This window comes from Streptomyces sp. R28 (genome assembly GCF_041052385.1).
Classification (GTDB): Bacteria; Actinomycetota; Actinomycetes; order Streptomycetales; family Streptomycetaceae; genus Streptomyces.
Genome location: NZ_CP163439.1, coordinates 5399937 through 5412318 on the forward strand (window position 1 = coordinate 5399937; position 12382 = coordinate 5412318).

Sequence of the window (12382 nt, forward strand, 5' to 3'; positions counted from 1 at the left end):
TTCGCCGCCGCCAGTGAGCTCAGATGCGGGCCAGCGCCCAGAAACCCACGGCGTAGCAGGCCAGCGCCAGCAGCAGGAGCGGGACTGTCACCTTGGCGGGTGGACCAGGCCGTCGTGCGAGGCCGTGGGAGGCGCGACGGGTGGCGCGGTGGCCGCCGCGGCGGCGCGGCTGCCGAATGGGGAGTTCCGAAGGTGGAACCTGCGGGCTCTGAGCGGTGTACGAAGCAGTAGAGGCATCGACGCGTTGGTGCTGCGCCGGCGTCGGAGGCTGAGCCGGGTACTGGGGTGCGTGTGGGTGAGGGGAGGACAGGACGTGCGTGTTGTCGTAGGGGGAGACGTGAGCAGAGTGATGCTGCGTGCCCTGGTGTGCCTGGCCCGCCTGTCTCTGGCTCTGTGCCTGTGCCTGGCCTGGTGTCTGTGCCGGGTACGGCTGTGGTGGGGGCGTTTGAGTCGGGGAGGAGCCTGTGGCCTGAGGCGGTGGCAGGTGGAAGCTGCCGGTGTCCGACATGGTGAGAGGAGCGTCCTTGTCGCCGGGCTGCGAAGGGGTGGACGGCTCCGGGGTCGCGGGCGGTTGGGATCCGGGGCGGGGTGTGTGGGGGCCGGGCGTGGAGTGGGACGCCGCGTCCTCCCAGGCCGGGGCCGGTCCGGCCACGCCCTGGCGTGGATCGCTCGGTACGGAGCCCGAGCCGTTTCCGCCGGCCGTCCCGGACCCAGTGCCCTGCGGTGCGGACCCGGTGCCGGTGCCGGTGCCGGTCGCCATGGATCCGGGGCCTGTCGGTACGGAGCCGGTGCCCGTCGGTACAGAGCCGGTGACGCCCGCACCCGCGGTGCCCGTGCCGAACTGCCGGGAGCCATCCCTGCCCCTGCCGACTCCTGGCGCCGGTTTGAGGGGCCCGCTCTCCTCGAACCCCGGCGGCAGCGGCCCGAGTTGGTCGAAGATCTCGATCAGCTCGTCGTCGGGGCCCGGTTCCGGCAGGAGCTCGGCGGCCGAGGCGAGGGCCTTGCGTGCCCCCGTGGCCGTGCGGAACCGCGCCAGCGGATCCGGCTGCAGCAACGAGGCCACGACCTGCCAGAGCGGTTCGGGAATCCCCTTGGGCGCACCGGGTGTTCCGTGCGCGGCGAAGTACTGGACGAGCGCCTTGGTGTCCGGCTTGGCGCCCTCCAGCAGATACAACGCGACCAGCCCTACGGCGAACAGATCGGCGGGGAAGTCCGGTTCCGAGCCCATGAGTTGCTCTGGCGCGAGGTAACCGGGCGTTCCCACCACGAGGTTGGTCTCGGTCAGGCGGGGTTCGCCCAGCCGCATGGCGATGCCGAAGTCGGACAGGCGCAGTCGCGGGCGAGCGGTGCCGGTGGCCTCGAGGAGCAGGTTGGCGGGCTTGATGTCGCGGTGGACGACGCCCTCGGCGTGCACGGCGGCCAGCCCTGCGAGGAGCTGGTCGAGGAGCGTGCAGACGAAGGACGGCGGCAAGGGGCCGTAGTCCCCGATGAGATGGACCAGCGAACCGCCGGCCACCAGGTCCATGGTGAACAGGACCTTGTCGTCGTCGGCGGCCCAGCTGGCGGGCGCGAGCACATGGGGGTGATCGATCCGGAGGGCTTGCTCGCGGACGAACCGCAGCAGCGAGTGCGCGTCGCTCTGCTGCAGGACCTTGGCGGCCACGTACCGGCGGCGGCGGTGGTCCCAGGCGCGCCAGACGGCGCCGACGCCTCCGCGTCCGATCGGGTCGACCAGTTCGTACCGGCCGGCGAAGACCTCACCCATGGTTGTGCGTCGCTCCTCCCCCTTCGGTTACCCCCCTTGCTTCCCCCTCGACGAGCGATACGACTCCCCTCGCTGTCCCCTCCTTGTGCGGACTCCCCCGCCGCCCCTTCGTGAACCCTCCGCGGGCCCCGTTGCCGACTGTCCCTCGCGCCCTTCCCGTAGGCGGCCCTTGAGGCCCTTGCCGTGCCGGTGGTGCGAGACACACCCCGTCGTGATCCCGCCATGAGCGGCCAGACCCCCGCGTGGCCGCGCCGGTGAACCGCTCGGCCTGCCCATGACCGCTCAGAACCTGGCCGTCGGCCCGGCTGCCGAACCCCCTTCGGCGACCGGGCCTCGGCGTCAGCTCTGGTGGGACTGGTAGTGCGCGACCGCGTCGGAGGTGCGGCCGGCGCCGTACACCCGGAGGAACTCTGCCAGCTCCGGGTGGGTGGGGGCGAGAGTGTCCGCGGCATCGATGATGTCCCCCGCGGCGGCCACCGAGCGCAGCAGGGACTGGATCTCGCGGACCACCCGCTTGACCGTGGGCGCCCCCGAACTGCTCGTCGTCTGCGTCGTGTTGCTGAGCACCGAGCCCCCCTGCGACTTCTTGATCTCATCCATGCGGTCGGTGGCCTCGGCCGCGCTCACGCTGCCGTCCGCGACCTGCCCCGCCAGGTCCTGCAGCAGCTGCACCCGCTGGACCACGGCGGGATTGCCGATCTTCGCCCGCTGGCCGCTCATCAGCTGCGACAGCATCGGTGCGGACAGTCCCAGTACCCCCGCGAGACGAGCCTGGTTGAGACCAAGATCGTCGATGAGCTTACGGAAGAGCGCCCCCAGCGGCTCCCCGTACCAGTTCCGCTGCAGTTCCCGCGCTCTCGCGGTCGCTTCCTGCTGTGCGGCGTCCATTGCGTCTCCCCATCGCTTCCCCAAAAAACCGTGGTTCGCTGTAGCGAACCACGCCGAGCATCTTACGGAGAGTGGTCGTTCATCGGGACCCCCAATCTTTTTGCGAGATACGGGGCGCGACCCGGTACTCTGGTCTGCGGCGCCCGCCGGTAGGAGGTTCTTCCGGTTGGATGCTCCTCTTCCGGGGCCTTAGCTCAGTTGGTAGAGCGCTGTCTTTGCATGGCAGATGTCAGGGGTTCGACTCCCCTAGGCTCCACACCTCGGACCGGTCAGACGCCCTCGTGGCCTCTGGCCGGTTTTTGTATTCCGTGGGCTCCGGCAGAGCTGCTTCCCGAGTGACGTGCATCACGTGACAGGTGAGGGTGACGTTGCAGATGTTTGCGCAAATTCATGAGGTGCGTACAGCCCGCAGAGTGGTTGCGCAGGTGGCCGACGTGGCGCCAGGGTGGCGCGCTCCGGGGCGGAGGCCTTGCGTGAGCAGGCGTGAATGCGAGCGGGTAATCAGAAGGACGCGCTCCGTTAAGAAAATCTGTGCGGGACTTGCACACACAGGCCGTTGCAAACGTCATCGTGGGCGGAGGGCGTAAACACACGCCGTCCCGAGGCCACCGGGGGTGCTGACAGGCCTCGCCTGACACCAGGAAGGCACAACAGCACAGTGACGATGGACATTGCCGGCGAGGTGATCCTGGCGGCGCTCGCCCTACGGGTGTTCGGCCGCGACGCGGTCGTACTGCTGCGCCGGCTCGCTGCGGCCGGCGTACGGGCGGGCATCAGCGAGATGCGGCGCGACCTCGGCGAGGGAGCCAAGGACGCACACCACGAGGGGCAGGCATGAGTCAGGACCTGCCGAGCCAAGCCTCCCGCGCCCCGCGCATGAAAAAGCTGCCGCCGGACTTCGAGGCCTTCCACCAGATGTACCGGCCGCTGTACGTCAACTGGGCCAAGTCCCGACTGGGCAACTGGCACGACGCCGAGGAAGCGGTGGACGCCGCCTTCGAGCAGCTGCTCAAGGCATGGAGCACCGTGCTGTCCAAGGAGAACCCCACCGCGTACGCCTGGCGGGTCATCAGAAACAGCACCATCGACCACTCACGGACCCGCGACCGCCGCCCGGCACTCATGGGCGAGGCCTTCGACACCGTGGCGCTGACCCACGCCGTGGACCCCATCAGCCAGCTCGAGGAAAGCCTCAACCTCTACGCGGAGATCGAACAACTGCCGCCGCGTCAGATGGACGTCGCCTTCCTGCACTTCGGGCTCGGCTACAGCGCGGTCGAGATAGCGGCCGCCCTCGGCATCACCCCGGCCGGCGTGCGCTCCACCGTCCGCCACGCCAAACGGCGCCTCCAGCACGCGTACGGCGTGAAGCAGAACCTCACGCAACCCCGTACGGACGAGGAAGGGCACGTAGAGGAAGGGCACGCCGAGGAAGGGAAAGCCGATGACATCGCCCATTGACGACCTGCTCGCCCGGGCCCGCCTCCACCGCCGGCCCTACCCCCAAGCAGCCATAGACGCGGCGGCCGCGCGCCTGTCCACACGTGCCGCCGCCCGCCCGGATGCCACCGGCCCGACCCCGGCACGCGCCACCCCCGGGCCGCCCCCGGCCCACGCCACGCGCGGACAAACCCCGTCAGCCCCACCAGTCCCACCAGCCCTGTCGGCCACACCAGCCCCGCCGGGCCAGGCCCCGCCGACAGACGAACGCTCCGCCGCCGACGACCTGCAAACCCTCTGCGAGACGGTCATCACCCACACCGACGCCCTCACAGACCTCGAGGAATTCCTCGCCCGAGCACTGCCCGAACCCCCCGGCGCCCGCGTTCTCGGCTGCATGCTCCAGCTCTGCGCACGGGAGGAGTCGGCCCGCATGTGGTGGCAGTACGCCGCCGGCGCCGGCGACACCGCCGCCAGCTACTGCCTCTACCTGCACCACCGGGCCCTTGGCGAGCACGGCGTCGCCGACTGGTGGCAGACACAGCACGCCCGGTACACCCGCAGCGTCCAGCCCGGCATCGCGGACCTCCAAGGCGAGGACCCCCAGGGTGACGGCCTCCAAGGCGAGGGCCCCCACGGCGCAGACCTCCAAGGCGACACCCCCCAAGTCGAGAACCCCCACGACCAGAACACCGTCGCGGCCGACGCCACCCTCCGCATCGACGACTCAGGCCCAGGCCCAGAACACGAGCCTCAGGACGAGATCAGCACCACCCTGCGCGTCCTGCGCGCCCTCAAGCCCGACACCTCGCCCGTCCCCGACCCGGTCAACGCAGTCCTGCACTACATCCCCGCCGCCGTCGCCTACGTCGACGACGACCTGGACCTCCCCCTGCCCGACCCCGACTTCACCGACCGCATACGCGCCCTCGCCACGCCCGTGCCGACGGCCCAGGACACTCCGCGGCGCAGCCACAAGCTCGCCCCCCTGCCATCCCGCCCACGCGCCCACGACCCTGCGCGCAACCATGCTCGGAACCCCGCTCACGACACGGCCGAGAGCTCGACCGGCACCGGGCGACCGGCGTTCCACATGAAACACGGCCGCCGTTCCACGTGAAACGGGCCGGGCCGGGCCGGGTCGGCTGATCGACCGGGCGTGCCCGCCGGCGCGGCCGATGTTCCACGTGAAACATCGCCGTGGGGCGAAGGACCCTCAAGTCCCCCGCCCCACGGCGCAGTTCGATACGTCGGCCGTCACCGGCCCTCAGCTCACCGGCCCTCGTCGCGCCGGGCAGCCTCCTCCTCGGCCTCCTTCGCCTCGACCTCAGGATCGAGAACGGACTTGCCGCTGCCGTCCACCGAAGCGAGAGGGCTCGACTCCGGCACCTCGGTCGCGGCAGGAGGCTCGACCAACCAGTCCGGGTTGGCCTGCTTGTCCCACCACTTCCAGGCGGCGAACGCGGAACCAGCGAGAGCACCGGCAAGTGCCAGCACCTTCGCGACGCGGCCGGCCTTGGCGCGCCGCTGATGCTTGCGGACCAGCTTCTCGATCTCCTTCGGCGAGACCTGACCGCGCAGCGCGGCCAGCGCGGCGGCACCGCGCGCAGCGGCCTCGCCCCTGACGGGCGCGGCCGCGGCCACCGCCTGCTCGATCCTCGGCCGGGAATAGTCGGCGGCCTGCCGAGCCGCCTTGCGCGTACGGGCGGCCGCCTCATGAGCGGCCAGGTCGACCTTCGACGGCACATGCGAACGTGCCTGCTCCAGACGCGGCGCGACATACGCGCCGTACTGCATCAGGGCTTGCGCGCGGGCCTGCTCGGTGGCTTGCGACACCTTCGGCGCGAGCCGTACGCGTGCCTCATGCGCGTAGTGCGAGGCCCTGTCCTTGGCGGTGTCGGCGTAGGGCGCCACCACTTCCGCGGCGTGCAGCACGCTGTCCTTCGCCGAGCCGGTCGCGGCGCGCACGCTATCGATGCGGGTCACGGGATCCTCCTCCTCGGTGGCGTACGTATTTCGACTCTCCACCCTTTTACGGATCATGCCTCCCCGACCGCTTCGCAGCATGTAAAGGCAGGCATATGGGTGCGGATGGAGTCGATCGAGTGCAATAGCGGATCAATACGGGGCAACGGGAGCTTGTCGTCGACAATGCCACGGATCCCCGCCCCGCGCGCCCCGTCCCGGGGCTACTCGCGCAGATTTCTGCAAGGGATCGCCCCCGTCGTGTGCCGATGAACGACCGCCGGGGGACTGCCGCCGCCGTCCGTGCAAGGATCGGGGGTCACAAGAAGACAACGGAAGGCAGATCGTGGCCGAGCAGCTTTACGCCACCCTGAAGACCAACCACGGCGACATCCAGGTCCGGCTCCTCCCGAACCACGCGCCGATCACGGTCAAGAACTTCGTCGAGCTCGCCACGGGCGAACGAGAGTGGACGAACCCCACCACCGGTGAGAAGTCCGCCGCCAAGCTCTACGACGGCACGGTCTTCCACCGCGTCATCAGCGGCTTCATGATCCAGGGCGGCGACCCGCTCGGCAACGGCACCGGCGGCCCCGGCTACCAGTTCCAGGACGAGTTCCACCCGGACCTCCGCTTCGACAGGCCGTACCTGCTCGCCATGGCCAACGCCGGCCCGGGCACCAACGGCTCGCAGTTCTTCCTCACCGTCTCCCCGACGACCTGGCTGAACCGCAAGCACACCATCTTCGGCGAGGTCACCGACCCCGCCAGCCAGAAGGTCATCGACGCCATCGCAACCGTCCAGACCAACCCCCGCACCGACCGCCCGCTCAGCGACATCGTCATCGAATCGGTCGTCGTCGAGACCCGCGAAGGCTGAGTCCGACACCTCCCACAGGGAACCAAACGCCCCGCTCGTCCGTAAGGATGAGCGGGGCGATGCATTGAGGACGTGCATCGCGCACGACGACCTAGGGGACCTCATGGACCAGCCGGCAGGCAGCCCGCAGGACGCCCAGAGCCTGCCCGTCTGCTACCGCCACCCGGACCGCGAGACCGGCATCCGGTGCACCCGCTGCGACCGCCCGATCTGCCCTGACTGCATGGTCAGCGCCTCCGTCGGCTTCCAATGCCCCGACTGCGTCCGCGGCGGCTCCGGCACCGGACACGCCCCCGACGCCGCCCGCCCCCGCACCATCGCCGGCGGCACCGTCACCGCCGACCCCCGCCTCCTCACCAAGATCCTCATCGGGATCAACCTCGCGGTCTTCATCGCCGTCCAGACCAGCACCTCACTCCTGAACCACCTCGTCCTCATCGGCACCTGGCCACCCGCCCCCTTCATCCCCACCGAAGGCGTCGCCGAAGGCGAGTGGTGGCGCCTGGTGACCTCGATGTTCACGCACGAGGCCATCTGGCACATCGCCTTCAACATGCTCAGCCTGTGGTGGCTCGGCGGCCCCCTCGAAGCCGCCCTCGGCCGCGCCCGCTACCTCGCGCTCTACTTCTGCTCAGGCCTCGCGGGCAGCGCCCTCACCTACCTCCTGGCCGCCCCGACCAGCGCCTCGCTCGGCGCCTCCGGCGCCATCTTCGGCCTCTTCGGGGCCACTGCCGTCCTCATGCGCCGGCTCCAGTACGACATGCGGCCGATCATGGCCCTGCTGGTGATCAACCTGATCCTCACCTTCGGCTGGAACAACATCGCCTGGCAGGCCCACATCGGCGGCCTCGTCGCCGGCGTCGTCATCGGCTACGCCATGGTCCACGCCCCGCGTCAGCGCCGAACGATGGTCCAGTACGGCACCTGCGCGCTGGTCCTGGCCGTCGTCATCCTGATGACCGTGCTGAGGACGCTGCAGCTCACCTGAGCGCGGCCTTCATCCACGTGAGCCCCGCTGTTGTCCACAGCGGGTGGCGGATCTTGTGCACATTGTGCGGGAACAACTGTGCCCCCTGTCACTGACCCGTGTTTCTGCAGGTCAGGCAGGGGGCGAACAAGTTTTCGGTCGACAGGGTTGACCGGTAGTTCCGTCACACCGGCGTCAACGGCCGACGGGTTATCCACAGATCGTCTTTCTTTTGCACACTGTGGAAAACGGCTGTGGATAACTTAGCGGATAGTCCTGGGCAGAGCTGTGTTCACCGCGAAGTGGCGGCCGCTTCGACTGCCGTTTCGACCGCTACTTCCACTGGGTGGAGACGCCGAATCCGGCGGCGATGAAGCCGAAGCCCACCACGATGTTCCAGTTGCCCAGCGCGTCGAGGGGCAGTGAACCGTCGGTCACATAGAAGACGACGATCCAGGCGAGGCCGATGAGGAACATGGCCAGCATCACGGGCGCTACCCATGCACGGCTGTTCAGTTTGATGGCGGTCGCCTGCTTCGACGGCGGCGGCGTGTAGTCGGCCTTCTTGCGGATACGTGACTTCGGCACGAGGGTCTCTCCTGTCGATGCGCTGCGTGGCCGCGCAGGGAACTGTGGCTGGCTCGGGGCAGCGTACAAGGGGACTCTGATTGCTCCCCCGGGCGTCCGTTAGCGTAGTGCTTCCGCGGCGCCGAAGGAGATAAGGGTACGTTGAGCAATTCTGCCGACTCCCCCGGGTCAGGATCCAGCCCTGTCCGCCGCCGCTTCCGCTTCCGGCCGGTACGGGCGCTGACCGCGGCTGTCTTCGCTCTCGCGGGGCTCATTTTCTTCACCAGCTTCAATACGGCCAAAGGCACCGATATCCGTACGGACGCCTCGCTGCTGAAGCTTTCGGACCTCATTCAGGAGCGCAGCCACGAGAACGGTCAGCTCAACGAGTCGAACGCGGCTCTGCGGGACGATGTGGAGGCGCTGGCCGAGCGGGACGACGGCAGTACCAAGGCCGAGGACGACAAGCTGGCGGCGCTGGAGCAGCGCGCGGGGACGCAGAAGCTGACGGGCGAGGCGATCACGGTCACGCTCAATGACGCGCCGCCGGACGCGACGGCCAAGCTGCCGGGTTATCCGGAGCCGCAGCCGGATTACCTGGTGATTCATCAGCAGGATCTCCAGGCCGTGGTCAACGCGCTGTGGCAGAGCGGTGCCAAGGGCATCAAGGTCATGGATCAGCGGCTGATCTCCACCAGTGCGGTGCGCTGTGTGGGCAACACCCTGATCCTTCAGGGCCGGGTCTATTCGCCGCCGTACAAGATCACGGCGGTTGGTGATCCGGAGGGGATGCAGAAGGCGCTCGCGGCTTCGCCGGCGATCCAGAACTACATGGTGTACGTCAATGTCTACGGTCTCGGCTGGAAAGTCACCGAGGACGGGACGGTGACTCTTCCGGGCTACTCGGGCACAGTGGATCTGCAGTACGCCAAGCCCGTGGAGTGAGCCTTCTCTGGAGCTGCCGGTGCGTGTTGTCGTCAGGACCGTCAGCGAGCTGTGCATCACGGTCGGCACGGTGATCGTTCTGTTCGTCGTCTATGTGCTGTTCTGGACGGGCGTGAAGGCCGACAACGTCATGGCCGATCAGATCGATCAGTTACAGGAGCAGTGGGCGCACGGGGCGGTGCGTCCGTCGGCCGCGGCACCCGGCAGCACCGTGAGTCCGAGTGAGAGTTCGCAGGCGAGTCTGCCGAAGCCCGTCCCGTACACCGCGGACAGGCCTTTCGCGATCATGTACATCCCGCGTCTTGGTTTCACGTGGAACAAGCCGGTTCTCGAAGGCACCGCCACCAGGACTCTCAAGAAGGGGCTCGGTCACTACGCGAACACCGCCCAGCTCGGGCAGAAGGGCAACTTCTCGGTGGCCGGCCACCGGCGTACGTACGGCGATCCCTTCAAGGACTTCCCCAGGCTGCGCCCAGGCGACGCGGTGGTGCTGACGGACGGGACGACTTGGTTCACGTATCGGATCGACAAAGGCCCCTACAAAACCCTTCCTACGGACATTGAGGTGATCGACCCTGTGCCACGTAAGTCGGGGTATACGCGTGAGGGCCGCTATCTGACCCTGACCACGTGTGATCCGGAGTGGGGGCACAGCCACCGGCTGATCGTGTGGGCGCACCTGGATTCCACCCAGCCTGTGGAGGCCGGGAAACCGGGGGCGTTGCGCCGTTAGTCTGTTGGCGGTACGGCGTGAGTCTGGTGCCGTGGTGCGACGGAAGGGACGGCATGTACGGCTGGATCTGGCGGCATCTGCCGGGGAATGCGTGGGTGAGGGCGCTGATCTCGCTCGCTCTGGTCGTGGCCGTGGTCTACGTCCTGTTCAACTTCGTCTTCCCGTGGGCCGAACCGCTGCTGCCCTTCAACGATGTGACGGTGGACAACCAGTGAGCGCGCGCATTCTCGTCGTCGACAACTACGACAGCTTCGTCTTCAACCTGGTCCAGTACCTGTACCAGCTGGGTGCCGAGTGCGAGGTGCTGCGCAACGACGAGGTGTCGACGGCGCACGCCCAGGACGGCTTCGACGGTGTGCTGCTGTCGCCGGGTCCGGGTACGCCGGAGGAGGCCGGGGTCTGCATCGAGATGGTGCGCCACTGTGCCGCGACGGGGGTGCCGGTCTTCGGCGTGTGTCTCGGTATGCAGTCGATGCAGGTGGCGTACGGCGGTGTGGTGGACCGTGCGCCGGAGTTGCTGCACGGCAAGACCTCGCTGGTCGAGCATGAGGGCAAGGGCGTCTTCGCGGGCCTGCCGACGCCCTTCACGGCGACCCGCTACCACTCCCTCGCGGCCGAGCCGGAGACGGTGCCGGCCGAGCTGGAGGTGACCGCGCGTACGCACGACGGCATCATCATGGGCCTCCGGCATCGTGAACTGCGGGTCGAGGGTGTGCAGTTCCACCCTGAGTCGGTGTTGACCGAGCACGGGCACCGGATGCTGGCCAACTGGCTGGTGGAGTGCGGCGACCAGGGTGCGGTGGCGAGGTCGGCGGGGCTCGCCCCGGTGGTGGGCAGGGCCACGGCGTGACCGCGCTGCGCCCCGAGCGCGAGTCCGGCGCCGCGTACGGGGAGTCCTTCACGGACTCCTACGGCGGCGCCGGCGACCAGGGCACCTCGTACGGGCAGCAGCCGTACGAGGAGTCCGGTGCGCTTGGGGAGTGGTACGGCGGGGAGGGCTACGTCGCGCAGGGGCAGGGCGCCGCGGGATATGGCGCTGATGGCTACGGCGGCGAGGGCCACGGCACTGGGGGATCCGGCGCAGCGACGTCCGGTATCGCGGGATCCGGGGCTCAGGGCTACGGCAGCGACGGGTATGGCGCCGACGGGTATGGCGCCGACGGGTATGGCGCTGATGGTGGTTACGGTGCCGAGCGGGCTCTCGCGTCCCAAGAGCCGTATGTGGAACCGCATGTGGAGCCGCTGGAACCGCATGTGGAGCCCTACGTGGAGCCGTACATACCCCCGCCCGACGACGAGACCGTGGCGCTGCGGATAGCGGATCCGACGGCCGGCGAGTCCATATCGGCTTCTGCCGCCTCTTCCGCCTCCTCGGCCACGGGAACCTCTACGGGCGGCCGTGCGGCCCGGAGGAAGGCCGCCAAGCGGCGTCACGGGCGTCATGGAGGCGTTCGTCAGGAGTCGGAGGTCGTCGAGGCCGCCGAGAGCGGTTCGGAGGCCTCGCAGGCTCCCCTCTCGCGCGTGGAGGCCCGTAGGCAGGCGCGGGCGCGCAGGCCCAGTCCTGGCGTCCTTGCCAGCCGGGCGATCGGTGAGGTGTTCATCACCACCGGTGTGCTGATGCTGCTGTTCGTGAGCTACCAGCTGTGGTGGACGAACGTGCGGGCGCATGCGCAGGCGGACCAGGAGGCGAGCAGCCTCCAGGACGACTGGGCGAGCGGCAAGCGGAACCCGGGGACCTTCGAGCCGGGGCAGGGTTTCGCCATCCTGCACATCCCGAAGTTGGACGTCGTCGTCCCGATAGCGGAGGGCGTCAGTAACAAGAAGGTGCTCGACCGGGGCATGGTCGGTCACTACGGCGAGGGCAAGCTGAAGACGGCGATGCCGGATGCCAAGACCGGCAACTTCGGGTTGGCCGGGCATCGCAATACGCATGGTGAACCGTTCCGGTACATCAACCGGCTGACGCCGGGCGATGAGATCGTCGTGGAGACGCAGGACAAGTACTTCGTGTACAAGATGGCGTCGATCCTGCCGGTGACGTCGCCGAGCAATGTGAGCGTGCTGGATCCGGTTCCGCGGGGCTCGGGTTTCACCAAGGTGGGCCGTTACATCACGCTCACCACGTGCACGCCGGAGTTCACCAGCAGGTACCGGTTGATCGTCTGGGGCAAGATGGTCGAGGAACGGCCGCGCAGCAAGGGCAAGCCGGATGCGCTCGTCAGTTAAGGGCAG

At 68.7% G+C, this 12382-nt stretch carries 14 protein-coding genes and 1 tRNA gene; 11 read left to right on the forward strand and 4 right to left on the reverse strand.

The window, feature by feature from the left end; genetic code table 11:
- Window positions 1-19 precede the first annotated feature (19 nt).
- Both AB5J49_RS23995 and AB5J49_RS24000 read right to left on the reverse strand, forming a co-directional pair.
- A complete protein-coding gene (locus AB5J49_RS23995) occupies window positions 20-1765 on the reverse strand; it encodes a protein kinase (RefSeq protein WP_369170665.1) in 1746 nt (581 codons plus the stop codon).
- Window positions 1766-2104: 339 nt separating this feature from the next.
- A complete protein-coding gene (locus AB5J49_RS24000) occupies window positions 2105-2653 on the reverse strand; it encodes a helix-turn-helix domain-containing protein (protein WP_369170666.1) in 549 nt (182 codons plus the stop codon).
- Between the two features lie 183 nt (window positions 2654-2836).
- On the opposite strand from AB5J49_RS24000, the gene AB5J49_RS24005 reads away from it, so the two are divergent.
- From AB5J49_RS24005 to AB5J49_RS24020, 4 genes are all read left to right on the forward strand, one after another.
- A tRNA-Ala gene (locus AB5J49_RS24005) sits at window positions 2837-2909 on the forward strand.
- A gap of 402 nt (window positions 2910-3311) precedes the next feature.
- Entirely contained in the window at window positions 3312-3491 is a 180-nt protein-coding gene (locus AB5J49_RS24010) for a hypothetical protein (protein ID WP_062707804.1), read from the forward strand.
- Entirely contained in the window at window positions 3488-4114 is a 627-nt protein-coding gene (locus AB5J49_RS24015) for an RNA polymerase sigma factor (RefSeq protein WP_369170667.1), read from the forward strand. The genes AB5J49_RS24010 and AB5J49_RS24015 overlap by 4 nt, the downstream gene beginning before the upstream one ends.
- A complete protein-coding gene (locus tag AB5J49_RS24020) occupies window positions 4098-5213 on the forward strand; it encodes a hypothetical protein (RefSeq protein WP_369170668.1) in 1116 nt (371 codons plus the stop codon). Before AB5J49_RS24015 ends, AB5J49_RS24020 begins: the two co-directional genes overlap by 17 nt.
- 152 nt (window positions 5214-5365) lie before the next feature.
- Here AB5J49_RS24020 and AB5J49_RS24025 read toward each other — a convergent pair whose 3' ends face one another.
- Window positions 5366-6079 (reverse strand): DUF5324 family protein, encoded by a 714-nt coding sequence (locus tag AB5J49_RS24025; protein ID WP_369170669.1) that lies wholly within the window; start codon window positions 6077-6079, stop codon window positions 5366-5368.
- 325 nt (window positions 6080-6404) lie between these two features.
- Between AB5J49_RS24025 and AB5J49_RS24030 the strand changes: the two genes are divergently transcribed.
- Window positions 6405-6938 (forward strand): peptidylprolyl isomerase, encoded by a 534-nt coding sequence (locus AB5J49_RS24030; RefSeq protein WP_369170670.1) that lies wholly within the window; start codon window positions 6405-6407, stop codon window positions 6936-6938.
- Window positions 6939-7041: 103 nt separating this feature from the next.
- A complete protein-coding gene (locus tag AB5J49_RS24035; protein ID WP_369170671.1) occupies window positions 7042-7926 on the forward strand; it encodes a rhomboid family intramembrane serine protease in 885 nt (294 codons plus the stop codon).
- A gap of 312 nt (window positions 7927-8238) precedes the next feature.
- Here AB5J49_RS24035 and crgA read toward each other — a convergent pair whose 3' ends face one another.
- Complete coding sequence (gene crgA, locus AB5J49_RS24040) at window positions 8239-8493, reverse strand: cell division protein CrgA (protein ID WP_062713132.1); 255 nt, start codon at window positions 8491-8493, stop codon at window positions 8239-8241.
- 141 nt (window positions 8494-8634) lie between these two features.
- Here crgA and AB5J49_RS24045 point away from each other — a divergent pair, with 141 nt between their 5' ends.
- The 5 genes from AB5J49_RS24045 to AB5J49_RS24065 are packed head-to-tail and all read left to right on the forward strand — an operon-like array spanning window position 8635 to window position 12376.
- A complete protein-coding gene (locus tag AB5J49_RS24045; protein WP_369170672.1) occupies window positions 8635-9417 on the forward strand; it encodes a DUF881 domain-containing protein in 783 nt (260 codons plus the stop codon).
- A 19-nt stretch (window positions 9418-9436) separates the two neighbouring features.
- A complete protein-coding gene (locus AB5J49_RS24050; RefSeq protein ID WP_369170673.1) occupies window positions 9437-10150 on the forward strand; it encodes a class E sortase in 714 nt (237 codons plus the stop codon).
- Between the two features lie 53 nt (window positions 10151-10203).
- Window positions 10204-10365, forward strand: a complete 162-nt coding sequence (locus tag AB5J49_RS24055; RefSeq protein WP_369170674.1) for a hypothetical protein — start codon at window positions 10204-10206, stop codon at window positions 10363-10365.
- On the forward strand, window positions 10362-11000 hold the full coding sequence (locus AB5J49_RS24060; protein WP_369170675.1) for an aminodeoxychorismate/anthranilate synthase component II: 639 nt from the start codon (window positions 10362-10364) through the stop codon (window positions 10998-11000). Before AB5J49_RS24055 ends, AB5J49_RS24060 begins: the two co-directional genes overlap by 4 nt.
- Window positions 10997-12376: a class E sortase gene (locus AB5J49_RS24065; RefSeq protein WP_369170676.1), complete on the forward strand. Its 1380-nt coding sequence runs from the start codon at window positions 10997-10999 to the stop codon at window positions 12374-12376. The genes AB5J49_RS24060 and AB5J49_RS24065 overlap by 4 nt, the downstream gene beginning before the upstream one ends.
- The last annotated feature ends 6 nt before the right edge of the window (window positions 12377-12382 follow it).

Coding starts and splice junctions, on each gene's coding strand:
- AB5J49_RS24035 (WP_369170671.1), top strand. CDS start 7,042: ATGGACCAGCCGGCAGGCAGCCCGCAGGACGCCCAGAGCCTGCCCGTC.
- AB5J49_RS23995 (WP_369170665.1), bottom strand. CDS start 1,765: ATGGGTGAGGTCTTCGCCGGCCGGTACGAACTGGTCGACCCGATCGGA.
- AB5J49_RS24020 (WP_369170668.1), top strand. CDS start 4,098: ATGACATCGCCCATTGACGACCTGCTCGCCCGGGCCCGCCTCCACCGC.
- AB5J49_RS24015 (WP_369170667.1), top strand. CDS start 3,488: ATGAGTCAGGACCTGCCGAGCCAAGCCTCCCGCGCCCCGCGCATGAAA.
- AB5J49_RS24055 (WP_369170674.1), top strand. CDS start 10,204: ATGTACGGCTGGATCTGGCGGCATCTGCCGGGGAATGCGTGGGTGAGG.
- AB5J49_RS24000 (WP_369170666.1), bottom strand. CDS start 2,653: ATGGACGCCGCACAGCAGGAAGCGACCGCGAGAGCGCGGGAACTGCAG.